Origin of the sequence: Nocardioides bruguierae, from assembly GCF_023554635.1 — a bacterium.
GTDB lineage: Bacteria > Actinomycetota > Actinomycetes > Propionibacteriales > Nocardioidaceae > Nocardioides > Nocardioides bruguierae.
The window spans coordinates 75,149-98,243 of the sequence record NZ_JAMJPH010000029.1 but is presented as its reverse complement, the minus strand read 5'-3'; the positions used below and the strand labels follow the sequence as shown (position 1 = coordinate 98,243).

Here is a 23,095-nt window from a genome sequence, read left to right as displayed (position 1 = left end):
CCCCGTCCCCACCTCCCTCACCTCCAGCACCGTCTTCGGAGAGGACCCCATGACCCGCACCACCACCCCCCGCCCGACCCGCACCCGCCTGCGCGGCCTGGCCGCCCTGGCCTGCGTCTCCGCCCTCGGCCTCGGCCTGTCCGCCTGCGGCTCCGACGACGCCACCGCCACGGACGACTCCTCGGCCAGCAGCTCCGCGAGCGCGGAGGCCGGCGGCGCACCGGCCGGCGGGGCAGGCGCCGCCCCGGGCACCTCGGGCCTGGTCGCCGCGGTCAGCGGCAAGACCATGCAGGTGCAGGGCAGCGACGGCCAGACGGCGGTCACCTGGACCGGCTCCACCACGTTCACGACCACCGAGGAGGGGTCGCTCTCCGACCTGGCCGAGGGGCAGTGCGTGCGGGTCTCCGGCGACTCCTCTGACTCCGGCGACGGCTCCAGCACCGTGGCGGCGTCCGCGGTGACCGTCGCCTCCACCGACGGCGACTGCGCCGTCGGGTTCGGCGGCGGTGGTGGTGCCCCCGGCGGCTCCGGCGACGCGCCCACGGACATGCCCACGGACATGCCCACCGACATGCAGATGCCGTCCGAGGGTGCCTCCGGGATGCCCACCGACATGCCCACCGACATGCCCACGGACGGAGGCGGCATGGGTGGCGGCATGGGCGGCGGGTCGACCGGCGAGATCACCGCGGTCTCGGACTCCGGCTTCACCCTCGAGGTCTCCTCGATGGACGGGAGCACCAGCGAGATGACCGTGACCGTCTCCTCCGACACCACCTACACGCTCACCGTCGATGGCACCGCGGACGACGTCGCGGTCGGCGTGTGCGTCAGCGCGCAGGGCGAGTCCGACGACACGGGGGCCGTCACCGCGGACTCGGTGGCGATCACCGAGGCCGTCGACGGCGAGTGCTCCACCGGGCGGGGCATGTGATGGCCACCCGCCTGCGTCTTCCGCGGCTGCTGCAGCCGCGCCTGCACCGCGCGGCCGTCGCCGGCACCGCCCTGGCGCTGGTGCTCGGGGGCGGAGCCTGGGCCGCCTACGGCGCCGACTCCGACACCTCCGGCCACTACCGGACCGCCACCGCGGAGACCGGCACGGTCTCGGAGACGCTGGACCTGACCGGCACGCTGGAGCCGGCCGGACGCTCCGACCTCTCCTTCGCCACCAGCGGCACCGTCGCGTCGGTGAGCGTCGGGGTGGGGGACACGGTGAAGGCCGGCCAGGTGCTCGCCACCCTCGAGACACGCACCCTGCGCAACGCGGTGCGCACGGCTCGGGCCGCGCTGGCCCAGGCCCGCGCGCAGCTGGCCTCGGACAAGAGCGGCCAGGCGTCGACCGTGAGCAGTGCGGTGACGGCGGCCTCCGGCTCGACCAGCTCGAGCAGCTCGAGCAGCTCGGCCGGCAGCAGCACCGGCACGGCCTCGCTGTCCTCGGCCCGCACCACGACCGGATCGGAGGACGCGTCTGGCGGCGTCGTCCTCGTGGCGAAGGTGACCACGGACGACGACAGCCTCTCCGACCTCCAGGACGAGCTGGACGCCGCGCTCGCGGAGCTCGCCGACGAGCAGGACGCCGTCATCAGCGCCCAGCAGACCGCGACCGACGCGATCGCCACCGCCACCGACGCGCTGGCCACGCAGCAGAGCGTGTGCGCCGACGCGATCTCCGGCGACACGGGTTCGGGCGACACGGGCTCCGGCGACGGCAGCGGGGACACGTCGGGCTCGGACGACGCGACGGCCGCCTGCTCGGACGCCCTGGCCGACGTCGCGACCGCCCAGGCGGCCGTGGCCGACGCGCAGGACGACCTGCAGACCGCGCTGACGACGCTCTCGGACACGCTGACCGACGCGGTGACCACGCTCACCGACGCCGCCGATGCGCTGGACGACGAGGCCTCCGACGACGCGGGCAGCACCGGCTCGGGCAGCACCGGCTCGGGCAGCACCGGCTCGGGCAGCACCGGCTCGGGCAGCACCGGCTCGGGCAGCACCGGCTCGGGCAGCACCGGCTCGGGCATGCCGGACGACGGCAGCGGCACCGGGGCCGGTGAGGACACCGGCGGCGCGGACACGGGCGGCACGGACATGGGTGGTACCGACATGAGCGGCACCGACATGAGCGGCACCGACACGGGGTCCACCGACACCGGGACGTCCGACTCGAGCGCCACGGACGGGACGGACACCACGGACGGCTCCTCGTCGTCCACCACCGCGTCCGCCGCCACCCTGGCGCAGGACGTGGCGAGCATCGCCGAGGCGAAGGTGGACCTCATCGAGGCACGTTCCGCGCTGGCCCAGGCCACGGTCACGGCCCCGTTCTCGGGCACCGTCGTCGCGGTCGACACCGCGAAGGGCGACTCGGTCTCGTCGGGCACCACCGTGATCACGGTCGTCGCCGACGCGGTCACGACGCTGACCGTCGACGCCGACACCGACGACGTCGAGCAGCTGAGCGCGGGGCTGAGCGCCACGGTCACGCCCGTGGGCTCGCAGAAGTCCTACCGGGCCACCGTCACGCAGGTCTCCACCGACCCGACCACCGACGGGACCTACCCGGTCACGCTCACGCTGAAGCGACGCGACCTGGGGCTGGCCACCGACCTGGCGGCCTCCGCCGAGGTCGTGCTCGCCGAGTCCGACGACGTCGTCACCGTGCCCGCCTCGGCGGTGAGCGGGAGCAGCGTGACCGTGCTGGTCGACGGCGAGGCGACCAGCGAGCGGGTGACCACCGGCGTGGTCGGGGCTCGCAGGGTCGAGATCACCGACGGCCTGGACGCCGGCGACGTCGTCGTCCTGGCGGACCTGGACGAGGCGCTGCCGACGACCGACGAGAGCGACACGACCAGCACCACGGGCTTCGGCCAGGGTGCCGGCGGCGGGGACTTCTCCCCGCCCTCCGGCGGCCAGGCGCCCTCCGGCAGCGGCGGCGGCACGGGTGGCCCGCCGAGCTGACGGACGCCTGCACGACCGGTCCGGTGTGCTCCACCGGACCGGTCGAGCGTGGGACCTGCCCGCACGCTCCTCCGATCGGTCGGATCTCGGGTCCCCCCGGGGTGATATCCGCCCCGATGCGCCGCGCGCCGGCGGTCGGGGCCGTACCGTGGTCACCGACGTCGCCGCGACCGTGCGCGAGACGTCCTCGCCGTCGCAGCAGGAGCAGGAGAACACGTGTCCGTGACCGCCGATCGTGACGTCACCTCGCAGCATGCCGGTGACCTCGTCGTAGGCAGGAACGAGCCCGGTCCGACCGACCGGAGCCTCGAGGACGACGCCCGACGGGCCGCGGTGATCGAGCGGTACCACGTGCTCCTCCAGCCGCCGCGCTCCGACCTCCAGGCACTGGTCGACATCGCCGCCCAGGTGGCCGACGTCCCGCTCGCGACCATCAACCTGATCACGGACACCGAGCAGCACCAGATCGCCGTGACCGGCTTCGACGCCGCGGTCTGCTCCCGCGAGGACTCGATGTGCGCCGGGGTCCTGCACGAGCCCGAGCCCGTCATCGTGGCGGACGCCTCCCAGGACCCGCGCTTCGCCGACAACCCGTTCGTCAACGGCGAGATCGGCGACGTCCGCTTCTACGCGACCCACCAGCTGCGCACGCCCGAGGGAGTCACGATCGGCACGCTCTGCGTCTTCGACACCGTGGCACGCAGCCTCACGGACGAGCAGGAGCACTCGCTGGTCCGCCTGGCCGACCGGGTCGTCGACGTGCTCGAGCTGGAGCTGCGCTCCCGCGAGCTGCAGCGCTCGGTCTCCGCGCTCGAGCAGGCCCGCGCGGAGCTGGAGCGCTCGAACGAGCAGCTCACCGCGTTCGCGGGCCAGGTGGCCCACGACCTGCGCAACCCGCTCAGCGCCATCGTGATGTCCCTCGACCTCGTCGACGAGCAGATCCGCGAGGAGGTCGCCGACCCCGTGACCGCCGCCGGGCTCACCTTCGTGATGGGACGCGCCGTGAACGGTGCCGGACGCATGCAGGTGCTCATCGAGGACCTCCTCGCCTACGCGCGCCTGGGCGGCGACCTGCGACGGACCACCGTGGACCTCGACTCGGTGCTCCAGGAGGTGCTGGCCGACCTCGCCTCGGCGCTGGCCGACGCCGACGTGCACGCGGAGGCGCTGCCGGTGGTGCACGGCGACCGCTCGCAGCTGCGCGCCGTGCTCCAGAACCTCCTGGCCAACTCGGCCAAGTTCCACGCCGCGGGGGAGCGGGCGCGCATCGAGGTGCGCTCGGAGTCCCTGGGCGACCTGGTGCGCATCGAGGTCGTCGACCACGGCCTCGGCGTCCCCGAGGAGGACCGCTCTCGGGTCTTCGAGCCCCTCGCGCGGGCGCACGAGGACGTCGCCGGGTCCGGAATCGGGCTGGCGACCGTGCGGCGGATCGTCGACGCGCACCGCGGCAGCATCGGCATCACCGAGACCCCCGGTGGCGGTACCACCGTGTGGGTCGAGCTGCCCGTCTGACCAGGTCTCCGGAAGCAAGCGGGCCCGACCCCTCCGAGGAGGGGCCGGGCCCGATTGCTCGGGGTCGGACGGTGCGTCAGCCGCGGACGGCGCCGGTGCCGGGCAGGGCCAGCATCCGGTCCAGCGCGACCTTGGCCTCGGCCTCGGTCCTGTCGTCGACCTCGATCCGGTTGACCACGACGCCGTCGACCAGCGACTCCAGCGCCCACACGAGGTGGGGCAGGTCGATGCGGTTCATCGTGGAGCAGTAGCAGACGTTGCGGTCCAGGAAGCTGATGCTGAGGTCCGGCCGGGAGTCGGCCAGGCGCTTGACCAGGTTCAGCTCGGTGCCGATCGCCCAGTGGGTGCCGGGCTCGGCGTCCTCGATGACCTTGATGATGAACTCGGTCGAGCCGACCATGTCGGCGCGGGTCACGACCTCGTGCTTGCACTCGGGGTGGACGATGACCTTGAGCTCGGGGTCCTTCGCGCGCAGCTCGTCGAGGACGTCCTCGGAGAACCGGCCGTGGACGGAGCAGTGTCCCTGCCACAGGATCATCCGGGCGCCGTCGATCTGCTCCTGGGTCAGCCCGCCGTTCGGGCGGTGCGGGTTCCACACCACGCACTCGTCGAGGGAGTAGCCCAGCTGGAGCACCGCGGTGTTGCGGCCGAGGTGCTGGTCGGGCAGGAACAGGACCTTGGCGTCGTCCTTCTGGTCGAAGGCCCACCGCAGGGCGGTCTCCGCGTTCGAGGAGGTGCACACGACGCCGCCGTTGCGGCCGCAGAACGCCTTGATGTCGGCGGAGGAGTTCATGTACGTCACCGGGACGACGTGCTCGGCGACGCCGGCCGCCGACAGGGCGTCCCACGCGGCCTCGACCTGGCTCAGCGCGGCCATGTCGGCCATGGAGCAGCCGGCCGCGAGGTCGGGGAGGACGACCTGCTGGGCGTCGGTGGTGAGGATGTCGGCGGACTCGGCCATGAAGTGCACGCCGCAGAACACGATGTACTCCGCGTCCGGGCGGGCGGCGGCGTCCTTGGCGAGCTTGAAGGAGTCGCCGGTGACGTCGGCGAACTGGATGACCTCGTCGCGCTGGTAGTGGTGGCCGAGCACGAACACGCGCTCGCCCAGCTTCTCCTTGGCGGCGCGGGCGCGCTCGACGAGGGAGGGGTCGGAGGCCGGCGGGAGGTCGCCCGGGCACTCGACGCCCCGCTCGGTGTCGGGGTCGGTGCCCCGGCCGAGCGGGAGCAGCGGGAGGTCGACGGTCGTCATGCGTCGATGGTAGGCGTCGTCTCCCTGACGCCGTCACCCCGACTCGCCTGGCGACCACTCACAGCAGGGCGCCGTGGTGGAGGTACGTCGTGGGCGCGTCCATGCCCCGGATGCCCAGCCAGCCGTCGTGACGCAACGCGAGCCTGGCGGTGAGCGCGACGTCGACGGCCCAGTCGTTCGCGCCGCTGACGTGGCCGACCTCCACGTCGGCGCCGGGCTCGGTGCGGGCCAGGCACTCCCACAGCAGGCGGCGCGCCGTCCCTTCGTCCCTGGCCGCCACCAGCGCGGGGCCGGACGCCGCCGCGTACGCGTACCCGTCGCCGGCCGCGTCCACGACCAGGGCACCCTGCGCAGCGAGCGCCACGTGGTCGGGCCCGTGCCCGGCACCGCGTCGCTCCCGGTCGAGGGTGTCCAGGAGGTCGCGGTCGGCCTCGGTGCCCTCACGCAGGCCGGTCACCGCGGGCAGCGCCGAGCGGTCGAGCACGCCCGAGAGCAGCCGCTGCCCGTGCAGCCGGAACCCCGCGCCCCAGTACCGGCGCAGGGCGCGGGGGTCGTCGGAGGCCGACAGCATCGCGCGGTCGCAGCCGGCGGCCCGCCCGGACTGCTCCGCGGCGGCGAGCAGCCGAGACCCCAGGCCGAGCCCCTGCGCCCCCGGGAGCACCGCGAAGGTGGCCAGCACCCACAGTCGCTCGCGGACCATCGAGGTCGCGAAGCCGATCACCGCGCCGGCGTCCGGCCCCTCGAGCGCCTCGGCGACGACGCAGCCCTGCGGGTCGGTGTCGAGGAAGGCGCGGGTCCGGGCGATCCAGCGCTCGGAGCGCTCCGCGGGACGGGGCGTGGGGTCCGGGGCCCCGCGCGGCACCGTCAGCAGGTCGGCGGCCAGGAACGCCTCGTCGCTGATGCGCTCGGCCACCGGCACGTCGGAGGGCGCCATGGGGCGGATCAGGACGGGCGGCGAGGAGGGGCCGGGCGAGGAGGGGTCGGGCGAGACGGTCACCGCCTCACCGTAGGGGCCGGGCGCGGCCACCGCGTCCGCGCCGTGCCCGGTGGGGGAGCATGGCCCCATGCGCGTCCTCGTGGCCCCCGACAAGTTCGCCGGCACCCTCACCGCCGTGGAGGCGGCCGAGGCGATCGCGGCGGGCTGGCGACGCCGGGCGCCCGACGACGTCCTCGACCTGGCCCCGCTCTCCGACGGCGGGCCGGGCTTCGTCGACGTCCTGCACGCGGCGCTGGGCGGGGACCTGCTGGCCGTCACCGTCCCCGGGCCGCACGGCGCGCCCACCCCGGCGACCGTGCTGCTGGTCGAGGGCACCGCGTACGTCGAGAGCGCTCAGGCGTGCGGCCTGCACCTCACCGGTCGCCAGGGCGCCGAGGCGGCCGGCACTGCCGGGGTCGGGCACCTGTTGCGGGCGGCGGTGGCGGCGGGCGCCCGCAGGATCGTGGTCGGCCTCGGCGGCAGTGGCACCAACGACGGCGGTGCGGGGCTGCTCTCCGCGCTCGGTGCGAGCGCCGACGTCCGCCTGGACGCGGGGCCCCTGCCCCTCGTGGACGTGACCCACGTCGACCTCGCTCCCGCCCGCGCCCTGCTGGACGGGGTCGAGCTGGTCGCCGCCAGCGACGTCGACGCCACGCTCACCGGCCTGTTCGGGGCCACCCGCACCTTCGGGCCGCAGAAGGGCATCGCCGAGGAGCGGCTCCCCGTGCTCGACGCGCTGCTCGAGCAGCTGGCCGTCGCCGTCGACCGGCGCCTCGCGCTGGAGAAGGGCGCCGGCGCCGCGGGCGGGCTCGGGTTCGCCCTGCTGGCCCTCGGTGCCCGCCGCGAGCCCGGCATCGGGCTCGTGGCGGACGCGGTGGGCCTGGCCGAGCGCGCCGCCGCCGCCGACCTCGTGCTGACCGGCGAGGGCGCCTTCGACTTCTCCTCCCGCACCGGCAAGGTGCCCGCGGGCGTGGCCGAGGTGGCCGCCGCCGCCCTGCGGCCCTGCGTCGCGCTGGCCGGCCGTGTCGACGTGGGGGCCCGGGAGATGCGCGCCCTGGGCGTGGAGTCGGCCTACGGCATGGTCGACGTGGTGGGGGAGGAGCGCTCCTTCGCCGACCCGGCGGGCTCGCTGGCCTACCTCGCCGAGCGGGTCGCGCGGTCCTGGTCGTCCTGAGGCCGGCGACGCTGACGGGAATAGCCGGGCGTGACGTAGCCTTGGAGACGTTGCACCACCGACCACCGAGGCAGCCGCCTCACATGACCGAGACGTTGGGAGCCGCCACATGACCGAGCAGGTGGAGATCACCGAGGAGCGCCGCGCCGACAGCATCAACCTGTCGTCCGTCGCCGCCGGGAAGGTGAAGAGCCTCCTCGACCAGGAGGGCCGCGACGACCTGCAGCTGCGCATCTCCGTCCAGCCGGGTGGCTGCTCGGGTCTGCGCTACCAGCTCTTCTTCGACGAGCGCACCCTCGACGGTGACGTCGTCACCGACTTCGACGGCGTGGCCGTGGTCGTCGACCGCATGAGCGTGCCGTACCTCAACGGCGCGATGATCGACTTCGTGGACACGATCGAGAAGCAGGGCTTCACGATCGACAACCCGAACGCCACCGGCTCCTGCGCCTGCGGCGACTCCTTCCACTGAGCCTGTGAGCCGGCCCGCCTCGCGGGCCGCGCGCACGAGAACCCCCGTCCCCTCCTCGCGGAGGCGGCGGGGGTTCTCGCGTCTGAGACCCTCGGTGTCGCGGCGGTCGGGCTCCGCCCGCGGGACGGGTCGTCAGTCCAGGTGCAGCTCGAGCGCGTTGGCGATGCGCTGCGCCGCCACGTCCACGCGGACCTCGCCGGTCTTGGCGACCTCGCGCGGGTAGTCGTCGTAGGCCAGGGACGGGGCGGGGCGCCGTGCGGCGGCGTCCAGCAGGTGCAGTGCCCGCGACGCGGCCTGCGCGTCGGCGGTCATGGAGGCGAGAGTGCCCAGGTCAGCGTGGGTCAGACGACCCTCGGGACGGTCCGTGGAGGTGCTCATGTGGCGACGGTAGGGGCTACCTGGGAGTAGCGGCAGGGGTACTGCGGGGTAGTGTTCCGGGACGTGTCCGACGCGCATGCAGGCCCTTCGTCCGCCCCCACCGACGCCGCCGGCCCCCTCCTGATCGCCGGGTCGATCGCCACCGACCACCTGATGGGCTACTCCGGCACGTTCCGGGACTCCCTCGTGGTCGAGCAGCTGGACAAGGTGTCGCTCTCCTTCCTCGTCGACGACCTGGAGATCCGCCGCGGCGGCGTCGCCGCGAACATGTGCTTCGGGCTCGGCGTGCTGGGCGTGCGCGGGGTGCTCGTCGGCGCGGCCGGGGAGGACTTCGCCGACTACCGGTCCTGGCTGGAGCGGCACGGCGTCGACTGCAGCCACGTGCACATCTCCGAGTCCCGGCACACCGCCCGGTTCGTGTGCACCACCGACCCCACCGGCGCGCAGATCGCCTCGTTCTACCCGGGCGCCATGAGCGAGGCCCGGATGATCGAGCTCGGCCCGATCACCCAGTCCCTGGGCGCGCCCTCCTACGTCCTCGTGGGCGCCGACGACCCCGACGGGATGCTGCGTCACACGCAGGAGTGCCGTCAGCGCGGGTACGCCTTCATCGCCGACCCCAGCCAGCAGCTGGCCTTCGGCGACGGCGACCTCATCCGCGACCTCGTCGACGGCGCCGCGATCCTGTTCTCCAACGAGTACGAGTCGCACATGATCGCCCAGAAGACCGGCTGGGACGACGCGGAGGTCCTGGCCCGCGTCGGCGTGCAGGTCACCACCCTCGGCAAGGACGGCGTCCGCATCCGCCGCCGCGGCGAGGACGACGTCGTGGTCGCCGCGGCCGCCGACGTCACCGCCGTGGAGCCCACCGGCGTGGGCGACGCGTTCCGGGCGGGGTTCCTCGCGGCCGCCTCGTGGGGCCTCGGCCTCGAGCGCGCCGCCCAGGTCGGCTGCGTGCTGGCCGCCTACGTCGTGGAGACCGTCGGCACCCAGGAGTACGCGTTCTCCTCGGCGGGCTTCCTGCGGCGGGTGCGCGACTCCTACGGCGACGTGCCGGCCGACGAGGTCGCCCCGCACCTGCCCTGAGCCCCGCCGCCGGCGGGCGCGTCAGTCCCGCCGGCGCACCAGGTACCGGGCCACGCCGTCGACCGCGACGTCCTCACCCAGGTACTCCTGGGCGCGCATCCGCGCCCAGGCGGGCACGTCGGCCCGCGCCGCCGGGTCCTCGGCGACCACGGCCAGCACCTCGCCCGGCGCCACGTCGCCGAGGTGGCGGGCCAGCTCGATGACGGGCCGCGGGCAGGGCAGCCCCCGGCAGTCGAGCTCGAGCGTGGGCTCGGGCAGGCCGGCGCCGCTGCCTGTCGCCCCGCCCGTCCCCCCGCTCGTGACCTCGGGTGCCCCGTCGCTCACAGGCCGACCTCCGCGCGCAGCCGCGCGACGACGTCCGGCAGCACGTGGCACAGGCGCTCGACGTCGTCGTCGGTGACCTCGGGGGCCAGGGAGAGGCGGACGTTGCCGTGCGTCAGCGCCCCGACGGCGGCGAGCACGTGGCTCGGCTCCAGGGTCGAGGCGGTGCAGGCCGAGCCGCTGGCCACGGCGAACCCGTGCCGGTCCAGCTCGCGCACCAGCGCGTCACCGGGCAGGTAGAGGCACGAGAACGTCAGCAGGTGGGGGAGCCGGTCGTCGGGATCGCCGACGAGGTCGACGTCGGGCAGCGTCGCCGCGGTCGCCCGGATCCGGTCCACCAGCCGGCGACGACGCGCGTCGACCTCCGCGCGCTCCGCGAGCGTGCCCCGCAGCGCCGCGGCCGCGGCGAGTGCGAGCGGCGCGTCGGGCAGCGCCCCGCCGGCGTCCTGCGGCCCGGGGTCGCCGGGGAAGGGGTTGAGCCACCGGGCGCCGTGCCGCACGAGCAGCACCCCGACGCCGCCGGGCCCGCCCCACGAGGTCGCGTGCCCCGCGGCCGCCGCCCAGCCCTCGCGCGGCAGGTCGAGCAGGCCGAGGCTCGCGGAGCCGTCGACGAAGAGGTCCACGGACGAGGGGAGCGCCACCGCGCCCACGGGCTGGGTGGTGCCGATCTCGTGGTTGGCCAGCTGCAGGGCGACGGCCGCGGTGCCGGGAGCGCGCGCCAGACGCTCCAGCGCGTCCAGGTCGACCCGGCCGTCGCGACCGACGGGGGCCTCGTGCACGGCCCCGCCGTGCACCTGCGCCCACCAGGACGCGGCGTGCCGCACGTGGGCGTGCTCGACCGGGGCCAGCACCAGGTCGCGGGCCCCGGCGTCGAGCCGGGCCCGGGCCAGGCCGAGCAGGCCGCGCTGCACCGCGTCGACCGGGGAGGTGAACCGCACCTCGTCCCGGCGCACGCCGAGCGACCCGGCCACGACCTCGCGGGCGTTCTCCAGCAGCAGTCGCGCGTCGCGTCCGGGCCGGTGAAGCGCCCGGGGGTCGGCCCAGCCCCGGGCGAGCGCGGCGTCGAGGACCTCCAGCGCAGCCGGGTGCAGCGGACGGCCCGCCGCGGCGTCCAGCCGCACGGGCGCGGACGCGGGAGTGGGCGCGGGCGTGGACGCGGGGGCGGGCCCGGCGGGGTCGGTCTGGTCCTCCACGCCTAGCAGCGTAGGCGTCCGTGCCGGACGCCGGCCGCCCGGCACCGGGTGCCACCGGGCGCGTCACCGGGCCGTTCGTGGCCCTCCTGCGGTCGGCGTCTTCCTGAGAGGACACCGAGGTAGCGGTGTGCACGAGTTCGGGAGAGACTGAGAGCAGCCCCCGCACCAGCCTGTGGGCGACCTGTGCCCCGACGGCTCCAGGACGCGCGCAGGAGGTACCCGGTGGCGCTGTCGCAGATCTGCTCGCGGTACCCTGCGGCGTACTTCTGTTCGTTTGAGAGGAAGGCTCCAGCGTTGAGTCTGCAGCTCCCGAAGAGGGCCCCGGGACGTCGTCGCCGCGGTGCCCGTGCCGCGGCGCTCGCCGCCACGGGCCTCGCCGTCGCCACCCTGGCCGGCTGCTCGTCCGAGGCGCAGGGTGAGTGGTCCCGGATCGCGATGCCCGAACCGGCCACCGAGCAGGGTGAGTCCACCCTCGCCCTGTGGCAGGGCTCCTGGATCGCCGCGCTCGTCATCGGCGTCATCGTGTGGGGCCTCATCGCCTACGCGGTCATCGTCTACCGGCGCCGCAGCGCCGACGAGATCCCGGTCCAGACGCGCTACAACCTGCCCCTGGAGATCTTCTACACGATCGTCCCGGTGATCATGGTCGTGGTGCTCTTCGCCCACACTGTGCGCACGCAGGAGATCCTGCTGGACACCTCCACCGAGCCCGACCTGACCGTCGAGGTCACCGGCCAGCAGTGGCAGTGGACGTTCAACTACGGCATCGGCGAGCAGGACTGGACCGCCGACGACGACAAGATGGACGACGTGTACCCCTACTCGGAGTACGCCTACACCGTCGGCACCCCGTCGGACATCCCGACCCTGTACCTGCCCGTCGGCGAGACCGTGCGGTTCAACCTGCACTCGCCCGACGTGATCCACGACTTCGGCGTCCCCGGCTTCCTCATGAAGATGGACGTCATCCCGGGCCGGGTGAACACCTTCCAGGTGACCCCGACCGAGACCGGCACCTACGCCGGCAAGTGCTACGAGCTCTGCGGCGTGTACCACTCCCGCATGCTCTTCAACGTCGAGGTCGTCGAGCCCGACGAGTACGAGGCGGCCGTCCAGGCCCTGGAGGACGCCGGCCAGACCTCCGAGCTGCCGCTGATCGGTGGCTCCGAGGCCAACACCCAGGCCGGTCTCGAGACCGAGGAGGACGGCGAATGACCGCCACCGCAGCAGCACCGGGCACCGCGGCGCCCGGGGGCGGGCGCCGCCCGCTCGGCGAGCACCTCGCCACCATCCTGACCACGACCGACCACAAGCTGCTCGGCAAGATGTACCTGGTCACGTCGTTCGCCTGGTTCCTCATCGGCGGCGTCATGGCCCTGTTCATCCGGGCCGAGCTGGCCTACCCGGGCCAGCAGGTCGTGAACGACGAGCTGTACAACCAGCTCTTCACGATGCACGGCACGATCATGCTGCTGATGTTCGCGACGCCCGCGTTCTTCGGCTTCGCCAACGTGATCATGCCGCTGCAGATCGGTGCCCCCGACGTGGCGTTCCCCCGCCTGAACGCGCTGAGCTACTGGCTCTACGCGATCGGCGGCCTGATCGTCCTCTCGGGCTTCCTGACCCCGACCGGTGCGGCCGACTTCGGCTGGTTCGCCTACGTGCCGCTCTCCGACGCGGTCCGCTCCCCGGGTGCCGGTGGCGACCTGTGGATCCTCGGCCTGTACATGTCCGGCCTGGGCACCATCCTCGGCTCGGTCAACTTCATCACCACGATCATCTGCATGCGTGCGCCGGGCATGACCATGTTCCGCATGCCGATCTTCGTGTGGAACACGCTGATCACCAGCCTGCTCGCCCTGATCGCCTTCCAGGTGCTCACCGGCGCGATGCTGATGCTGGCCGCGGACCGTCTCGTCGGCGCGCACGTGTACGACACCGCGCACGGCGGCCCGATCCTGTGGCAGCACCTGTTCTGGTTCTTCGGCCACCCGGAGGTCTACATCATCGCGCTGCCGTTCTTCGGCATCGTGACGGAGATCCTCCCGGTCTTCAGCCGCAAGCCGATCTTCGGCTACGTCGGCCTGGTCGGCGCGACGCTCGGCATCGCGATCCTGTCGGTGGCCGTGTGGGCCCACCACATGTTCGTCACCGGTGCCGTGGACGTGGCCTTCTTCTCCGGCATGACGTTCCTGATCGCGGTGCCCACCGGCGTGAAGTTCTTCAACTGGATCTTCACCATGTGGGGCGGCTCGATCAGCATGGACACCCCCATGCTCTGGTCCGTGGGCTTCCTGGTCACCTTCCTCTTCGGTGGTCTGACCGGCGTCATCCTGGCCAGCCCGCCGCTGGACTTCCACGTCTCGGACTCCTACTTCGTGGTGGCGCACTTCCACTACGTGGTCTTCGGCACCGTGGTGTTCGCGACCTTCGCCGGCTTCTACTTCTGGTGGCCCAAGTTCACCGGCAAGATGCTGGACGAGCGTCTCGGCAAGCTGCACTTCTGGCTGCTGACGATCGGCTTCCACACCACCTTCCTGGTCCAGCACTGGCTGGGCGTCGAGGGCATGCCGCGCCGCTACGCGGACTACCTGCCCGGCGACGGGTTCACGTTCCTCAACCAGGTGTCGACGGTCGGGGCGTTCCTGCTCAGCCTCTCGATGCTGCCGTTCTTCTGGAACGTGTGGACCAGCCGCAACGCGCCCATGGTCAACATGGACGACCCGTGGGGCTGGGGCCGCTCGCTCGAGTGGGCGACCGCCTCCCCGCCGCCGCGGCACAACTTCCACACGCTGCCGCGCATCCGCTCGGAGTCGCCGGCGTTCGACCTGCACCACCCGGAGATCGCCGCGCTGGAGCTGGAGCACAACATGGCGATGGCCAACGGCCACGCCGCGGACGCGCCCGACGTGAACGGCCGCCAGGAGATGCTCGACGAGAACAACGGTGAAGGGGGCGCCCGATGAAGGCGGAGTCCTGGATCTTCGCGATCTGCACGGTCTTCTTCGTCCTGGTGACGCCGGCCTACTGGCTGATCACCTCCGCCGGTGCCACCGGCGGCGACTGGACCGGCACCGTCGCGCTGCTCATGACCGCGCTGCTGACGGCGCTGATCACCCTCTACCTGGGTGTGATCGCCAAGCGCGGGCACGAGCGCCCCGAGGACCGTCAGGACGGCGAGATCGCCGACGGCGCCGGTGAGTACGGCTTCTTCGCGCCGTTCTCGTGGTGGCCCCTGTGGTGCGCGCTGGCGCTCGGTGTCATCTGCTACTCGGTGGCGCTCCAGGCCTGGTGGCTGGCCATCATCGGTGCGGTGCCCGGCATCATCGCCGTGTGCGGCCTGGTCTTCGAGTACTACCGAGGCGAGTTCGCCCACTGAGCCATCGCGGCGCACGCGCCGCACCCGGTTGCTCCTCCCAGGGCCCCGTCCGCGATCCGCGGGCGGGGCCCTGTGGCGTTCGGAGCCGGCCACGGTGGGAGCACGCCGCCGCGCCGCCCCGCGAGGGTGGGGCTCACAGGGACCCGACGTACGCTGGAGGGGTACCAGCACCTCGTCTTCTCGGGAGCTCCTGCATGACCCCGTTCCGCACCTCCGCCCTGCCGCGCCGCGGCGTCCTGCTGGGGACGTTGGCCGTCTCCGCGGTCGCGCTGACCGCCTGCCAGGACGACACCGCGGCATCCGGCTCGACCGGCGGCACCGGGACGAGCGATGCCAGCAGTGCGGCGGACTCCTCCACCAGTGCCGAGCCCAGCGTCTCGCCGGCCTCCGTCACCGTGAACTGTGGTGGGGGAGAGGAGGACGTGCCCGTGTCGCGGGTCGTCACCGTGACGGTCGCGAACGCGACGCTGACGAAGGTCGCCGTGCGTGCCGACGGCGGCGAGGAGCTGCCCGGCACGATGGCCGACAACCAGTACTCCTGGCGGGCCGACGACCGGCTCGAGCCCGGCACCACCTACCAGGTGCGGGCCGTCGCGGTCGGCGACGACGGGGCGAAGGTGAACCGCAAGGTCACCTTCCGCACCCAGGACCTGACGCTGGCCCAGCAGACCTATCCCTCGATCGCACCGCTCGAGGGCGAGACCGTCGGGGTCGGCATGCCTGTCATCGTCACGTTCGACGTGGCCGTCTCCGACCAGGCCGCGATGGAGCGTCAGATGACGGTCACGGCGCAGCCCGCCCAGGACGGCGCGTGGCACTGGCTCAGCCAGCACGAGGTGCACTGGCGCCCCAAGTCCTACTGGCAGGCCGGCAGCAAGGTCACCGTGGACGTGGCCGTCAACGGCGTGGACGCCGGCGACGGCGTCTACGGCCAGCTCAGCCGCCGCGTCTCCTTCGACGTCGGCGACGCCCACGTCTACCGGGTCAACGCCAAGACCCACGAGATGAAGGTCTTCAGCAACGGCAAGCTGCTGCGCACGCTGCCCATCACCACCGGCAAGCCCGGGTTCGACACCCGCAACGGCACCAAGGTGATCATCGAGAAGTTCGCCAGCAAGCGGATGAACTCCGAGACCGTCGGCATCTCCGGTGCCGAGGCCTACAACATCTCGGGGGTGAAGTGGGCGATGCGCCTGACCTACTCCGGGGAGTTCATCCACGCGGCGCCCTGGTCGGTCTCGAGCCAGGGCAACGCGAACGTCTCTCACGGCTGCACCGGCATGAGCACGGCGAACGCCGGGTGGCTCTACGAGATGTCACGACGCGGCGACGTCGTCGTCACCACGGGGACGAACGGCAACGACATGACGCTCACCAACGGCTGGGGCGACTGGAACGAGTCGTTCCGGCAGTGGCGCAAGGGCTCCGCGCTGGCCTGACGCAGCGTCCGGCGCGGGCACGCCGGAACGCCGGTGGGGGAGGGGACAGGGCCCGCCGCACCTCGAGCCCGTCCCCGGGAGCCCCGTGCAGGGCACCCGACGCCAGGAACGACGAAGCCCCTCCCCGGTGGACCGGGGAGGGGCTTCGTCGTGGAGACGGTGACGCGGATCAGTGCTTGGAGCCCAGCTCCGCGTGGTCGTCGTGGTCGGCGTGCGCCAGGTGCTCCTGGCCCTCGTCGTACTCCTCCTGCGTGGGCTTCTGCACGTTGTCGGCGAACCACAGGAGCGAGAGACGCTCACGGAGGCCGGAGAGGCGGCCCGTGGGGCGCTGGACGCCGTTGGCGTCCTTGTCCGCGGCGATGCTGTACACCTCGTCGCGGGGCCGCGAGGTGAGCGTGTAGGCGCGCTCCGCGGAGACCGCCTCGTGCTTCTCGCTGTAGCCACCCTCGGGCGAGCGGTTGATGACGCCCGTCTCACGGCCGTGGGTCAGCACGGCGTTGTCGTGACGCTGCAGGGAGATGCACCAGCGACGGGTGATGTAGAAGGCGATCGCCGGCCCGACGAACACCAGCACGCGCATGAAGTACGTGATCTGGTTGATGCTCAGGTCGAAGTGGATCGCGATCAGGTCGTTGCCGCCCGCGGCCCACATGAGGCCGTAGAACGTCATGAGCGAGACCATCACCGCGGTGCGCGTGGGCGCGTTGCGCGGACGCTCGAGCAGGTGGTGCTCGCGCTTGTCACCGGTGATCCAGGACTCCAGGAACGGCAGGAGCATGAGGATCGTGAACATGACGCCCGGCAGCACGATGATCGGCAGGAAGACGTTCCAGGCGATCGTGTAGCCGCCGATGTGGGACTCGATGCCCGGCATGATGCGCAGCGCGCCGTCCGGCCAGCCCATGTACCAGTCGGGCTGGAGGCCCGCGGTGATCTTGGTCGGGTCGTAGGGGCCGTACTTCCAGATCGGGTTGATGCCGAGCAGGCCACCCATGAGGGCGGTCACGCCGAACACGATGAAGAAGAAGCCGCCGGCCTTGGCCATGTACACCGGCATGAGGGGGTAGCCCACGACGTTGTTCTCCGTGCGGCCGGGGCCAGGCCACTGCGTGTGCTTGTGCGAGACGAGCAGCAGCATGTGGGCGGCGATCAGGGCCAGGAGCACGCCCGGGATCAGCAGCACGTGGATGGTGTAGAGCCGCGGGATGATCGACTCACCCGGGAACTCGCCACCGAACAGGAAGAACGACAGGTAGGTGCCCACCACGGGGATGGACTTCATGAAGCCGTCTGCGGCGCGGATGCCGGTGCCCGAGAGCAGGTCGTCCGGCAGCGAGTAGCCGGTGAAGCCCTCGAGGGTGCCCAGGAGCAGCAGCAGCGAGCCGATGACCCAGTTGATCTCGCGGGGCTTGCGGTAGGCGCCGGTGAAGTACACGCGGAGCAGGTGCACCATCATCGCGGCGATGAAGAGCATCGCCGCCCAGTGGTGCATCTGGCGCATGAGCAGGCCGCCGCGCACGTCGAAGCTGATGTGCATGGTGGACGCCATGGCGTCCGACATCTCCACGCCGCGGAACTGGTCGTAGGACCCCTGGTAGGCGACCTCGGCCATGCTGGGGTGGAACCACAGCGTGAGGAAGACGCCGGTCAGGAGCAGGACCACGAAGCTCCACAGGGCGACCTCGCCCAGCATGAAGGACCAGTGGTCCGGGAAGACCTTGCGCAGGTTCTTCTTCATCGCGGTGCCGAGGCCGAGGCGCTCGTCCGCCCAGGTCGCGACGGCGCCGACCTTGGTGGGCTTGCTGCTCACGGCGCCGCTGGTCGTCGTCGCGACCTTGCTGGTGTCGATGCTCATACGTCAGCCTCTCCCTGCTCGCCGATCGGCTTGCTGTCACGTTCCCAGTAGCTGGGGCCCACCGGCTCGGTGAAGTCGCTGCGGGAGATGAGGTAGCCCTCGTCGTCCACGTCCAGCGGGAGCTGGGGGAGGTGCCGGCCCGCCGGGCCGAAGACGACCCGACCGGAGTCGGACAGGTCGAACGTCGACTGGTGGCAGGGGCACAGGAGGTGGTGCGTGGTGCGCTCGTAGAGGCTGATCGGGCAGCCCACGTGCGTGCAGATCTTGGAGTAGGCGACGATGCCGTCCACGTCCCAGTTCTCGCGGCCCTCACCGGGCACGTAGGCGTCCTGGTCCATGCGGACGACGACGATCGCGGCCTTCGACTTGGCGATCTGCAGGGGAGCGCCCTCCAGGTCGGGGTAGCCGTTCTCCTCGGTCGGGAAGATCGCCTCCGGCTGAGCGTTCACCAGGTCGCCGATCTGGAGGTCGGCGGCCTTGACGGGGGTGCCGACCGCGTCACGGACGACGCGCATGCCGGCGGCCCACACGGTGTGCTCGAGACCAGCACCGGGGTACTCGGCCTCCTCGGTCACCTGGGCGTTGGTCTGGCCCAGGTCGCGCAGCAGCACGATCGGGGACAGGGCCACGACGCCGACGGCGGCGAAGAGCGAGTTGCGCACCAGCGGGCGACGGGCGATGCCCGCGTCGGTCAGGCCGGCGTCCAGGGCGGCGAGCGTGGCGGCGCGGTCCTCCTCGGGGGAGGCGATCGCGTGGCGCATCTCGACCATCTCGTGGTCGCTCATGAGCTTGCGGGCCCACTGGATGACGCCGGCACCGATCAGAAGCAGCGCCAGGCCCAGGAAGACGCCGAGGCCCACGTTGGAGGCACCCAGGCCGAGGAAGGTCGTCCAGTCGTCGCCGACGTCGGCGGTGAAGTAGACGACGAAGAACAGGACGACCGAGACGATGGAGAGGCCGAACATGCCGGCGACCTGGCGCTCGGCGCGCTTCTCCGCCTTCTCGTCGACGTCGGTGGGGCGCCACGTGTGCTCGGGCAGACCCGGGTCCTGCACCGGCTCCACGGAGGCCGGAACGTCCTCGTGGGAGTCGTCGTGGGGGGTCAGGTCGCTCACGCGGTGGCCTTCTTCCTCTTCGAGCGAGTGGAGTGGGCCGCGATCCAGACCGCGAAGCCCACCATGGAGCCGATGCCGACGACCCAGGCGAAGAGGCCCTCGGCCACGGGGCCGAAGCCGCCCATGCCGAAGCCGCCGTAGCCGGTGTTGGTGTCGAGCGAGTCGAGGTAGGCGATCACGTCGCGCTTCTCCTCCGGCGTCAGGTTGCCGTCGCTGAAGGACGGCATCTGCTGCGGGCCGGTGAGGAGGGCCTCGTAGATGTACTTGGCCTCCACGCCGCGGATCTGCGGGGCGTGGCCGCCGCGCGGCATGGCGCCGCCGGAGCCCTCGAAGTTGTGGCAGGCGGTGCAGTTGGTCAGGAAGATCTGGCCCCCGCGCACGATGGCCTCCTGCTGCTCCTCCTCGGTCAGGTCGGCGATCGAGTAGTCGCTCTCGTCGGGCACGGCCGGGCCGGGCGCGAGGGAGGCGATGTACGCGCCGAGCGCGTCGATCTCGTCCTGGGTGAAGGCGGCCGGCTTGGCCTCGGCCTGCTGGCCGGGCTGCGCCATCGGCATGCGGCCGGTGCCGACCTGGAAGTCGACGGCGGCGGCGCCCACGCCCGCCAGGGACGGGCCGTACTGGTCACCGTTCAGGGTCTCGATGCCCTCACCGTTGGTGCCGTGGCAGCTCGAGCAGCTGACGAGGAAGAGCTTGCGCCCCTCCGAGACCAGCTCGTCGTTGGACGACGTGCTGCTCGCGCTCGCCGACGACGTGGCGCCGGTGGAGACCAGGGAGTACAGCGACCCTGCGGCCACGAGGCCGAGGAGCAGGACGACGGCGCCCGCGAGACGGCCGCGGCGGTGTCGCGACAGTCGTCCAGCGGAACGGTTCAGGAAACGCACAGTGGAGGTCCTCGATCAAAGGGGATGTATCAGACTACGCCCAGGTCGTGCTCAGGCGTTCACTGCAGGATGTAGATCGTGGCGAACAGGCCGATCCACACGACGTCCACGAAGTGCCAGTAGTAGGACACGACGATCGCGCTGACGGCCTGCTCGTGGGTGAAGCGCCGGGCCAGGTACGTGCGGCCCAGGACGAGCAGGAAGGCGAGGAGACCGCCGGTCACGTGCAGGCCGTGGAAGCCGGTGGTCAGGTAGAACATGGAGCCGTAGCCGGAGGCCTGGATCGTCAGGCCCTCCTGCACGAGGTTCGCGTACTCGACGGCCTGACCGCCGACGAAGACGGCGCCCATCACGTAGGTGAGCAGGAACCACTCGCGCAGGCCCCAGCCGCTGACCTGCAGCAGCGAGCCCTTGCGGCCCACCTGGCCGCGCTCCGCGGCGAAGACGCCGAGCTGGCAGGTCACGGAGGACAGGACCAGGATCGTCGTGTTCACCAGCGCGAAGGGGACGTCGAGCACCTCGGTGCTCTGCGCCCACAGCTCGGGGGAGACCGAGCGGATGGTGAAGTACGCCGCGAACAGGGCCGCGAAGAACATCAGCTCGCTCGAGAGCCAGATGATCGTCCCGACGCTGACCATGTCCGGTCGGTCGTGATTCCCGTGGAGCCGGGATGCAGGGAGAGAAGCCGCAGTAGCCACGGGAGCATTATGGACGAGGCTCTGCGGAACTCCATACCGGGTCCCCGATCCGGCGCGTCCGTGCGAGGGCTGTGACCCGACTGTGACCGGTGTCGTGACCGGTGCTGTGACCGGCCGGGCGTCGCGTGGCGCCCGACGTGCCGCTCGGCCCTCGCGCGCACCCGGGGTGCTGGGCCTACGATGACCGACGTGAGCGACTCCACCGACTCCCGTGCCCCGCTGACGGTCCTGGTCTACAGCGACGACGTCAGCACCCGCCAGCAGGTGATCCTCGCGCTGGGTCGCCGTCCGCACCCGGACCTGCCGGAGCTGCAGTACGTGGAGGTGGCCACCGAGCCCGTCGTCCTCCAGCACCTGGACGCCGGCGGCATCGACCTGGCCATCCTGGACGGCGAGGCCGTCCCTGCCGGTGGCATGGGCATCGCCAAGCAGGTCAAGGACGAGCTCCCGGCGTGCCCGCCGGTGCTGGTGCTCACGGGTCGTCCCCAGGACGCGTGGCTGGCCACCTGGTCGCGCGCCGAGGCGGCGGTGCCCCACCCGCTGGACCCGGTGCAGCTGGCCGAGGCCGTCTCCGGCCTGCTGCTGCCCCGCGTCCCCGCGACGCAGGCCTGAGGCGTGGGCGCCGCCACCACTTGGCCCGACGTCCTCTCCTCCCTCGTCGCCGGGCGTGACCTGGGGGCCGACGAGGCCGCGTGGGCGATGGGGGAGATCCTCGCCGGGGACGCGACCCCCGCGCAGGTCGCCGGCTTCGCGGTGGCCCTGCGGGCCAAGGGCGAGACCGCGGCCGAGCTCACGGGTCTCGTCGACGCGATGTACGAGGTCGCGACCCCGATCCGCGTCCCGGGCCGGACGCTGGACATCGTCGGCACCGGTGGCGACCGCTCGATGTCGGTCAACATCTCCACGATGGCGGCCATCGTCAGCGCGGGTGCCGGTGCGCGCGTGGTCAAGCACGGCAACCGCTCCGCGTCCTCGAAGTCCGGCTCGGCCGACGTCCTCGAGGCCCTCGGCGTGCGCCTCGACGTGCCCGTCGACCGGGTGGGCCCCCTCGCCTCCGAGGTCGGCATCACCTTCTGCTTCGCCGCGGCCTTCCACCCCGCCATGCGGCACGCGGCCGCGCCCCGGCGCGAGCTCGGCATCGGCACGGCGTTCAACCTGCTCGGGCCGCTGACCAACCCGGCGCGGCCGGGCGCGCAGGCCATCGGCGTGGCCGACCCGCGCACCGCGCCGGTGATGGCGCAGGTCTTCGCCGACCGCGGCGTGGACGCCTGGGTGCTGCGCGGTGACGACGGCCTGGACGAGCTGACCACCACCACGACCTCGTCGGTGTGGGTGGTGCACGAGGGCGCCGTGCGCCCGGTGACCGTGGACCCGGCCGACCTCGGCCTGGCCCGCGCGAGCACCGAGGACCTGCGCGGCGGCGAGCCCGCCTACAACGCGGACGTGGTGCGCCGCCTGCTCGCCGGCGAGCAGGGCCCGGTGCGGGACGCGGTGCTCCTCAACGCCGGCGCCGCGCTGGCGGTGCTCGACGAGCCGGGGGCCGAGCCCCTCGCCGCTCTCGCGGCCGGGATGAAGCGGGCCGCCCAGGCGGTCGACACCGGTGCTGCGGCCGCGGTCCTGGAGCGCTGGGTGGCGGCCACCGCCTGAGCGGCGGCCCCTCCCGGCCCGGGTCAGCCGCGTGGCTCGAGGTCCGGGTCAGCCGCGTGGCTCCAGGTCCGGGTCAGCCGCGTGGCTCCAGGTCCAGCACGAACTCGCGGCCGTTGGCGCGGAAGCCGATGTGGTCGTAGTAGGCGCCCACCATCTGCGGTGGGGTCATGACGTGCCGGAAGCCGAGGTCGCGCAGCACCCCGGAGCGGCGGAACACGAACTCGCCGGGCGTGAAGTCGCGGTAGCGGGGCGTCACGTGGTCCAGCCGGAGCCGGGCCACGTCGCCGTCGCGCCGCAGCACCACCAGCCCGACCGTCTCGTCGCCGCGCTGCACGACGAAGGCCAGGTCCCGCTCGTCCAGGGCCGCCGCGGGGTCGAAGTCCGGCTGGTAGCGGCGGATGTCGCTCGCGTGGGTGTCGAGCACGTGGCGCAGGTAGGCGTCGCCACCGGCGACGGGCAGCACCGCGAAGCTCGCCTCGTCGTGGCGCTGACGGGTCAGCTGCACCAGGAACCACACGTTGATGGCGCTGGTGACGGCGTTGAGCCCGACCATCGGCCACACGCCGATCAGCAGGTTGTAGAGCAGCAGGGCCAGGCCCGCCGCCAGGTTGAGCACCCGGAACCGCAGCACCCGCTGCTGGGTGAGCGAGAGCACCAGCAGGGCGCTGCCCGCCCAGCCGAACGCTTCGAGCAGGGGGCCGTCCGGGACGGAGACGAGGGGGATCACCGGCGCAGGGTAGGACGCCCCGGCCGCCG

General features: G+C 72.6%; 22 protein-coding genes. 12 read left to right on the top strand and 10 right to left on the bottom strand.

Features of this window, described 5'->3' with window-relative positions:
- The first annotated feature begins 49 nt into the window (after nucleotides 1–49).
- The 3 genes from M8316_RS16860 to M8316_RS16850 all read left to right on the top strand — a co-directional run bounded on the left by M8316_RS16860 (nucleotide 50) and on the right by M8316_RS16850 (nucleotide 4,473).
- Entirely contained in the window at nucleotides 50–934 is an 885-nt protein-coding gene (locus tag M8316_RS16860) for a DUF5666 domain-containing protein (protein ID WP_250056483.1), read from the top strand.
- A complete protein-coding gene (locus tag M8316_RS16855) occupies nucleotides 934–2,961 on the top strand; it encodes an efflux RND transporter periplasmic adaptor subunit (RefSeq protein WP_250056481.1) in 2,028 nt (675 codons plus the stop codon). The genes M8316_RS16860 and M8316_RS16855 overlap by 1 nt, the downstream gene beginning before the upstream one ends.
- Before the next feature lie 222 nt (nucleotides 2,962–3,183).
- Nucleotides 3,184–4,473 carry a sensor histidine kinase gene (locus tag M8316_RS16850; protein ID WP_250056479.1) on the top strand — a complete coding sequence of 430 codons (1,290 nt, stop codon included), beginning with the start codon at nucleotides 3,184–3,186 and terminating at the stop codon, nucleotides 4,471–4,473.
- Between the two features lie 76 nt (nucleotides 4,474–4,549).
- Here the strand turns inward: M8316_RS16850 and nadA are convergent, their stop codons facing one another.
- Complete coding sequence (gene nadA / locus M8316_RS16845; RefSeq protein WP_250056477.1) at nucleotides 4,550–5,725, bottom strand: quinolinate synthase NadA; 1,176 nt, start codon at nucleotides 5,723–5,725, stop codon at nucleotides 4,550–4,552.
- Between the two features lie 58 nt (nucleotides 5,726–5,783).
- Nucleotides 5,784–6,722: a GNAT family N-acetyltransferase gene (locus M8316_RS16840; RefSeq protein WP_250056475.1), complete on the bottom strand. Its 939-nt coding sequence runs from the start codon at nucleotides 6,720–6,722 to the stop codon at nucleotides 5,784–5,786.
- Nucleotides 6,723–6,789: 67 nt separating this feature from the next.
- Here M8316_RS16840 and M8316_RS16835 point away from each other — a divergent pair, with 67 nt between their 5' ends.
- Nucleotides 6,790–7,875 carry a glycerate kinase family protein gene (locus M8316_RS16835; protein WP_250056473.1) on the top strand — a complete coding sequence of 362 codons (1,086 nt, stop codon included), beginning with the start codon at nucleotides 6,790–6,792 and terminating at the stop codon, nucleotides 7,873–7,875.
- A 109-nt stretch (nucleotides 7,876–7,984) separates the two neighbouring features.
- Complete coding sequence (gene erpA, locus M8316_RS16830) at nucleotides 7,985–8,347, top strand: iron-sulfur cluster insertion protein ErpA (RefSeq protein WP_250056471.1); 363 nt, start codon at nucleotides 7,985–7,987, stop codon at nucleotides 8,345–8,347.
- A 132-nt stretch (nucleotides 8,348–8,479) separates the two neighbouring features.
- Here the strand turns inward: erpA and M8316_RS16825 are convergent, their stop codons facing one another.
- Nucleotides 8,480–8,725, bottom strand: a complete 246-nt coding sequence (locus M8316_RS16825) for a hypothetical protein (protein ID WP_250056470.1) — start codon at nucleotides 8,723–8,725, stop codon at nucleotides 8,480–8,482.
- A gap of 153 nt (nucleotides 8,726–8,878) precedes the next feature.
- On the opposite strand from M8316_RS16825, the gene M8316_RS16820 reads away from it, so the two are divergent.
- The gene (locus M8316_RS16820; RefSeq protein WP_250056536.1) at nucleotides 8,879–9,811 is read left to right on the top strand and encodes a carbohydrate kinase family protein; all 933 of its coding nucleotides are present in this window, start codon (nucleotides 8,879–8,881) and stop codon (nucleotides 9,809–9,811) included.
- A 21-nt stretch (nucleotides 9,812–9,832) separates the two neighbouring features.
- On the opposite strand, the gene M8316_RS16815 is transcribed toward M8316_RS16820, so the two are convergent.
- Both M8316_RS16815 and M8316_RS16810 read right to left on the bottom strand, forming a co-directional pair.
- Nucleotides 9,833–10,135 carry a sulfurtransferase TusA family protein gene (locus tag M8316_RS16815; protein WP_250056468.1) on the bottom strand — a complete coding sequence of 101 codons (303 nt, stop codon included), beginning with the start codon at nucleotides 10,133–10,135 and terminating at the stop codon, nucleotides 9,833–9,835.
- Entirely contained in the window at nucleotides 10,132–11,325 is a 1,194-nt protein-coding gene (locus M8316_RS16810; RefSeq protein ID WP_250056466.1) for a cysteine desulfurase family protein, read from the bottom strand. The genes M8316_RS16815 and M8316_RS16810 overlap by 4 nt, the downstream gene beginning before the upstream one ends.
- Before the next feature lie 294 nt (nucleotides 11,326–11,619).
- On the opposite strand from M8316_RS16810, the gene ctaC reads away from it, so the two are divergent.
- The 4 genes from ctaC (at nucleotide 11,620) to M8316_RS16790 (ending at nucleotide 16,143) form a co-directional block, all read left to right on the top strand.
- Nucleotides 11,620–12,540, top strand: a complete 921-nt coding sequence (ctaC, locus tag M8316_RS16805) for an aa3-type cytochrome oxidase subunit II (RefSeq protein WP_250056464.1) — start codon at nucleotides 11,620–11,622, stop codon at nucleotides 12,538–12,540.
- Entirely contained in the window at nucleotides 12,537–14,291 is a 1,755-nt protein-coding gene (gene ctaD / locus M8316_RS16800) for an aa3-type cytochrome oxidase subunit I (RefSeq protein WP_250056463.1), read from the top strand. The genes ctaC and ctaD overlap by 4 nt, the downstream gene beginning before the upstream one ends.
- Nucleotides 14,288–14,704, top strand: coding sequence for a cytochrome c oxidase subunit 4 (locus M8316_RS16795; RefSeq protein ID WP_250056462.1), 417 nt, complete (start codon nucleotides 14,288–14,290; stop codon nucleotides 14,702–14,704). Before ctaD ends, M8316_RS16795 begins: the two co-directional genes overlap by 4 nt.
- Before the next feature lie 194 nt (nucleotides 14,705–14,898).
- On the top strand, nucleotides 14,899–16,143 hold the full coding sequence (locus tag M8316_RS16790; RefSeq protein ID WP_250056461.1) for a L,D-transpeptidase: 1,245 nt from the start codon (nucleotides 14,899–14,901) through the stop codon (nucleotides 16,141–16,143).
- Nucleotides 16,144–16,312: 169 nt separating this feature from the next.
- Here the strand turns inward: M8316_RS16790 and qcrB are convergent, their stop codons facing one another.
- Genes qcrB through ctaE form a run of 4 tightly spaced genes read right to left on the bottom strand, consistent with a single transcriptional unit; the run spans nucleotide 16,313 to nucleotide 20,692 of the window.
- The gene (gene qcrB, locus M8316_RS16785; RefSeq protein WP_250056460.1) at nucleotides 16,313–17,998 is read right to left on the bottom strand and encodes a cytochrome bc1 complex cytochrome b subunit; all 1,686 of its coding nucleotides are present in this window, start codon (nucleotides 17,996–17,998) and stop codon (nucleotides 16,313–16,315) included.
- Nucleotides 17,995–19,113 (bottom strand): cytochrome bc1 complex Rieske iron-sulfur subunit, encoded by a 1,119-nt coding sequence (qcrA, locus tag M8316_RS16780; protein WP_250056459.1) that lies wholly within the window; start codon nucleotides 19,111–19,113, stop codon nucleotides 17,995–17,997. Before qcrA ends, qcrB begins: the two co-directional genes overlap by 4 nt.
- Nucleotides 19,110–19,994 carry a cytochrome bc1 complex diheme cytochrome c subunit gene (gene qcrC / locus M8316_RS16775; protein WP_372490280.1) on the bottom strand — a complete coding sequence of 295 codons (885 nt, stop codon included), beginning with the start codon at nucleotides 19,992–19,994 and terminating at the stop codon, nucleotides 19,110–19,112. The genes qcrA and qcrC overlap by 4 nt, the downstream gene beginning before the upstream one ends.
- Nucleotides 19,995–20,053: 59 nt before the next feature.
- On the bottom strand, nucleotides 20,054–20,692 hold the full coding sequence (gene ctaE, locus M8316_RS16770) for an aa3-type cytochrome oxidase subunit III (protein ID WP_308196045.1): 639 nt from the start codon (nucleotides 20,690–20,692) through the stop codon (nucleotides 20,054–20,056).
- Between the two features lie 189 nt (nucleotides 20,693–20,881).
- Between ctaE and M8316_RS16765 the strand changes: the two genes are divergently transcribed.
- Entirely contained in the window at nucleotides 20,882–21,304 is a 423-nt protein-coding gene (locus tag M8316_RS16765) for an Rv3143 family two-component system response regulator (RefSeq protein WP_372490279.1), read from the top strand.
- A gap of 3 nt (nucleotides 21,305–21,307) precedes the next feature.
- On the top strand, nucleotides 21,308–22,339 hold the full coding sequence (gene trpD, locus M8316_RS16760) for an anthranilate phosphoribosyltransferase (RefSeq protein ID WP_250056456.1): 1,032 nt from the start codon (nucleotides 21,308–21,310) through the stop codon (nucleotides 22,337–22,339).
- 73 nt (nucleotides 22,340–22,412) lie between these two features.
- On the opposite strand, the gene M8316_RS16755 is transcribed toward trpD, so the two are convergent.
- Nucleotides 22,413–23,066 carry a hypothetical protein gene (locus M8316_RS16755; RefSeq protein WP_250056454.1) on the bottom strand — a complete coding sequence of 218 codons (654 nt, stop codon included), beginning with the start codon at nucleotides 23,064–23,066 and terminating at the stop codon, nucleotides 22,413–22,415.
- Nucleotides 23,067–23,095: the final 29 nt, after the last annotated feature.